Origin of the sequence: Mycobacterium sp. E1715, assembly GCF_001667625.1 — a bacterium.
In the GTDB taxonomy this organism is placed as follows: Bacteria; Actinomycetota; Actinomycetes; order Mycobacteriales; family Mycobacteriaceae; genus Mycobacterium.
In genome coordinates this window covers 1-4,911 of sequence record NZ_LZJJ01000574.1, presented here as the reverse complement: position 1 = coordinate 4,911, position 4,911 = coordinate 1, and the positions used below count along the sequence as shown (strand labels likewise).

At 69.4% G+C, this 4,911-nt stretch carries 5 protein-coding genes; all 5 read right to left on the bottom strand.

Going from position 1 to position 4,911, the window contains the following annotated elements; translation table 11 throughout:
• Nucleotides 1-850: ABC transporter permease (locus A9X03_RS27945; protein WP_067783835.1), on the bottom strand; the 850-nt coding region annotated here is incomplete at its 3' end.
• The gene (locus tag A9X03_RS27940; RefSeq protein ID WP_067886982.1) at nt 847-2,235 is read right to left on the bottom strand and encodes an ABC transporter substrate-binding protein; all 1,389 of its coding nucleotides are present in this window, start codon (nt 2,233-2,235) and stop codon (nt 847-849) included. The genes A9X03_RS27940 and A9X03_RS27945, both read right to left, overlap by 4 nt.
• A 14-nt stretch (nt 2,236-2,249) precedes the next feature.
• The gene (locus tag A9X03_RS27935; protein ID WP_067752861.1) at nt 2,250-2,480 is read right to left on the bottom strand and encodes a ferredoxin family protein; all 231 of its coding nucleotides are present in this window, start codon (nt 2,478-2,480) and stop codon (nt 2,250-2,252) included.
• On the bottom strand, nt 2,477-3,211 hold the full coding sequence (locus A9X03_RS27930) for a GntR family transcriptional regulator (protein WP_067784051.1): 735 nt from the start codon (nt 3,209-3,211) through the stop codon (nt 2,477-2,479). Before A9X03_RS27930 ends, A9X03_RS27935 begins: the two co-directional genes overlap by 4 nt.
• A gap of 191 nt (nt 3,212-3,402) precedes the next feature.
• Nucleotides 3,403-4,659, bottom strand: coding sequence for an MFS transporter (locus tag A9X03_RS27925; protein WP_068263982.1), 1,257 nt, complete (start codon nt 4,657-4,659; stop codon nt 3,403-3,405).
• Between the last annotated feature and the right edge of the window lie 252 nt (nt 4,660-4,911).

Genomic DNA, 4,911 nt, shown 5'->3' with positions numbered 1-4,911 from the left:
AGCCTTCCTGTGCTCGGGGCAACCAGCGCGTCACCCGCCGGCCGACCAACTCGACGGCCGCCGACGTGGCGAACCCGAGGACGCCGATGGTGATGATGCCGACGAACACCTGCGGGTAGGCCAGCACGGTGTAGTCCTGCCAGGTGCGGTAGCCGACGCCGAGGCGGCCCGAGATCATCTCGGCGGAGATGACGCAGATCCAGGCCACGCCCATGCCGACCGACAGGCCGCCGAACACGCCCGGCAAGATGCCCGGCAGCACCACCTGGGTCAGCACCGCCCACCGGCCACCGCCCAGCGTGCGCACCGAGTCCTCCCACAGGGTCGGCAGCGCCCGCACGGCGTGCCGGGTGCTGACCATGATCGGGAAGTAGGCGGCGAGGAACGTGATGAACACGATGCCCGCCTCGTCGGTCGGGAACAGCAGGATCGCCACGGGCACGATCGCGATCGCGGGGACGGGGCGCGCCAACTCGGCCAGGGGACCGAACAGGTCGGCGAACAGGCGCGAACGGCCCAGCAGGACACCGGTCGCCACGCCGATCACGGCCGCCAACCCGAAGCCGGTGAGGATGCGGATCAACGACTGCGCCAGGTCGAGCCAGTACTCGCCGGCACCGAGCCGCCGCTGCAGCGCGTGCACGATCTGCGTGACGGTGGGCAACGTGTCGAACCGCAGCAGCAGCCGCACCTTGCCCGCGGTGAGCAACTGCCACAACCCGATTGCGGCCAGCACCGACGCCAGCCGCAGCAGCCGCGACCCCCAGGCGGAGGTGCGCCGCCGCGTATGCGCGAGCGCGGGCGTCGGGATCACGCCGGGCGCCCGGTCGGCCACTGCTTCGACGGTCATACCGAACCTCCCAGTGCCTGCTGGTAATTCATCACGACGCCGCCCGGGTGGGCCCCCAGGTACCGGTGCGCCCCGGCCTGCGTGCCGAACGGCAGATAGTTTCGGCCGTCTTTCACCCACACCGCCTTGTCGGCGAACCACCGGGTGCCGAGCTCGGCGTCGGGAACGTAGGCCGCGCGGATTTTCCCGCCGCGGGCGGTGGCCTCGGCGACCGCCCGCAGCAAGCCGGTGGGGTTCGCGACCGTCTGCGTCGTGTCGGCGCCGTCCAACCACAGCTCGCTGGTCAGCGCGGGGTCGCCGGAGAGCAGGGACGGGTTGGTGGCCCGCGCCCGGGTGGCGGCGTAGTCCAGCCCGCGGGCGGCGAACACCGCGCGCAGCGGATCGTCCACCGCGAACTTCCCCACGTCGAGGTCGGCGAAGTCACCGATCGATTTCAGGTAGGGCACATCGCTTTTCAGCGCGCCGATCAGCGACGGCTTGAGCGTGGTGTCGAACGACGTCCCGCCGGGGCCGTTGTAGAGGTACACCACCTCCTGCGGCAGACCGCTGGCCTGGGCGACGATGCGCGCCGCCTCGAGCGGCTTGTCGTTGAGGAAGTCGGTGGCGTCCAGTTGCGCCTGCAGGAACGCCGCCAGCACCTCCGGGTGCGAGGACGCATATGCGCGTCGCACCACCACGCCGTGCAGCGTCGGCAGGTTCAGCTCGGCCCCGTCGTACAGCAGCTTGGCCTTGCCCTGGTACACCAGCAGCCCGGGCCACGCGACGAACTGCGAAAGCCCGTTCACCTGACCCGATTCCAGCGCGGACGCGCCAACCTGGGGCTGCTGGTTGAGTACCTCGACGCCGGTGATGCCGGCCCTGCCCAGCGCACGCACTAACGTGCCGTGGCCCGCGGAGCCCACACTGGCCGACACCTTGGCGCCGGCCAGGTCGGCGAGCGCGGTCGCCGGCGAATCGGGCGCCACCACAACCATGTTCAGCGCGCCCTTGGGGTTGTAGCCGGTGACCGACACCATTTCCGTGCGGGCCAGCGGGTTGGCCTGGGTCTTGGACCCGTTGATCAGCATCGGGTAGTCGCCCATCGATCCGATGTCGATCTTCTCGGCAAGCATCTGGGCGGTGATCGGGGCGCCGGTGTCGTAATCCTGCCAGCGCACGGCGTATCTGGTGCCGGTGCGGGTGGTGATGTCGGCGAGCCGCCGCTCGAGGTAGCCCTGCGCACGCAGCAGCGTGCCGGCGGTCACCGTGTTGATGGTCTTCGACTGGTATCCCACCACGACGTTGACCACGCCGGAGGATTGCGAGAACGATTCCAGCGAGCACCCGTTGGCGAACACGGCCAGCGCGCTCGCCACCGAAAGCAGCCGGAGGGCATGCTTTTTCATGATGGCATCGGGTTTCAGCGGAGGAGATAGGGCATGTTCACGGTGACGGCGCCGGTCGGACACCGAGCCGCGCAGGGGCCGCAGTACCAGCACTCGTCGACGTGCATGAATGCCTTGCCGGTGTCGGGGTTGATCGCCAGCGCGTCCAGCGGACAGACCTCGACGCACAGGGTGCAGCCGTCGATGCACAACGACTCGTCGATCGTCACCGGCACGTCGGCCCGGGTGTTGTTGACCAGCGTCATGTATCGCTCCTTGTCAGGCTGCCGCGCATGGTGATTCGATCGCCACGCATCCGGATGTACTCCAAGTCAACGGGTGTGCCGTCGGCGAGACTGGTGAGCCGCTCCAGCATGAGCAGTGCGGCCCCGTCGGGCACCTGCAGGGTGGCCGCCGAATGCGCGTCGGCGGGGATGGCCTCCAGCGCGAGCGACGCCGAGCCCAGCCGCTGCCCGCTGACCTCTTCGATGAGCGCGAACACATCGTTGGTCTCCAGCGGATGGCGCAGCACCTGCTCCCCGATACCCGGGGCCAGGTAGGTCAGATCGAGGCTGAGCGGCAGGTCGCCGAGGTAGCGCAGGCGTTCGATGAAGACCGCCTGTTCGCCGGGCGCCAGCCCCAACCGGCGGGCCACCGACGGCGGCGCGGCGACGGGCATTGCGGCGCGCACCTCGTTGCGCACCTCACCCAGGTTCTTGAAAGTCTCCTTCAGCCCCAGCAACGCGTCCAGCCCGTGCGAGTACTTGCGCTGGGCGACGTGCGTGCCGACCTTGGGCCCGCGCTCGATCAACCCCTCGTGCTTCAGCAGCGCAAGCGCCTCACGAACGGTGTTGCGCGACACCAGGAATTCGGCCGCCAGGTCGTGTTCGGCCGGCAACCCGGCGGGATAGGCGTCGGCGTGGATCTGTTGGCGCAACACGTCGGCGACCCGGCGGGCGCGGTCGGCCCTGGGCTCGCTGCTGATCGGTTGCGCCACGCGGCCACGCTAACGCGGCTCAGGGGCGCATTTCGGCCGAGCGACGAGGGCCCCCGCCGGCGCCTCGGGGCATTGCGCCGGGGCGCTTTCATCGGCGACCAGCCAAAACCGGGAGCCGGCGCACCATTGCGCCACCCCGGCGCCGCCGTCGTGGTTCCGATCGCGGTGAGCGGAACCGTTTGGGGCACGGGCTATCGCGAAGCGCCGACCATCTCGGGATCGCGGCCGGGCCCAGGCGGTACACCTTGCGATCCGGCAGGGCGCGACCGCGCGGGCACCAATGGCACGGCCGCCAACGGAAACAACGCGCACAGCGCCCAGGCCGGCGGGTATCCGGCGGCCATGATCAGCGCACCGAAAAGCGGGGGCCCGGCGGCGGCCGTCAGCCGTTGGGTGGTGTTCTGCAGACCCAACGCGCGCCCGCTCCAGAACGGTCCGGCGAACTCGGTGATGGCGGTGGCCTCGAGCCCGTTGTCGAGCACCGCGAGCACCGAGATGACGACCATGAGCAACACGTCGTAACCCGAACCGGTGCCGTCGGTGAGGGCGAGCAGCAACAGGGTCAGCGCGGCGCCGACCGCGATGGTGCGGACCGGCCGCATCCGCGAGCCGACGCGGTCCGACCAGCGCCCGACGGCGATTCGGCCCGCCGCGCCCAGCAATTGACACACGGTGACCAGGCCGCCGGCGGCGGCGACCGACCACCCGTGGTGGTGTATCAGCCACACGAGCATGAAGGTCACGGTCACCGTCTGCGGCACCATCAGCAGGGCGCCCACCGCGTGAATTCGCCAGAGCACGGACGATCCGCGATACGGGCTGGCCAGCTCGGCCTCGGTGGCTATCTTGCGGGATTTTCGCGGCGGATCGACGATCCCGAGCGCGCTGGCCATCGCGGCCACCGTGCACATCAGCGCGAGGAACATCAGCCCGGAACGGGGACCGCGCTCGGCCAGCTCCGGTATCACGAGCGCACCCAGGGCGATCCCCAACGGTTGCGCGGTCTGGCGGATGCCCATCGCCAGGCCCCGTTGATGCGCCGGGAACCAGGCGGACACCAGCCGGCCGCCGGCGGTGTTGCAGCTGGCGGCGGCCATCCCCCCGAGAAACAGGAAGACCCCGACGGCCACCATCGAGTGGGCCGACGCCGCCGCGTACGCCGCCACCGCCGTGAGCGCAGAACCGGCGGTCAGCACGACCCGCTCACCGACGCGGTCCAGCACCCAGCCCCAGAGCACGAGCGTGACGACCATGCCCCAACTCGGCATCGATGACAACAGGCCCGCTTCGGTCAACGAAATGCCCCTGCGCCCCTGCAGCGAAGGGATCAGGAACGCAACGCCGTTGATGAACAGGAACGAGGTCGCCGTAACCCCCAGGGAGACGGCCATGACCGACCAGCGCGCGCCCGCGCCGAGTTGGTGTGCGCCGCCGGCCTCGGTAAGCATGCAATCCATGGTGGCACGGGCTTCATCGTTCGCCGGGCACCTCGGCGCCGCGGCGACACCGTAACTTATTGAACCCTAAGGTATTTGATAACAAGAGCTCAGCATTCACGTCCGGTCCAAGGGGACAGAATTTGCGAATTGCGTTGTGTGCGTGATCATTTGGCCACGCGGTGCAACCACCTCGTCACCAGGGCGATTCACAGCGTGAACATAGCCTTTTCTTATGCGTCAATACGGCGTTTTCTCAGCGCG

Excerpts from the sequence above, each read along its gene's own strand:
- A9X03_RS27940 (WP_067886982.1), bottom strand. The coding sequence starts at position 2,235 with ATGAAAAAGCATGCCCTCCGGCTGCTTTCGGTGGCGAGCGCGCTGGCC.
- A9X03_RS27935 (WP_067752861.1), bottom strand. The coding sequence starts at position 2,480 with ATGACGCTGGTCAACAACACCCGGGCCGACGTGCCGGTGACGATCGAC.
- A9X03_RS27925 (WP_068263982.1), bottom strand. The coding sequence starts at position 4,659 with ATGCTTACCGAGGCCGGCGGCGCACACCAACTCGGCGCGGGCGCGCGC.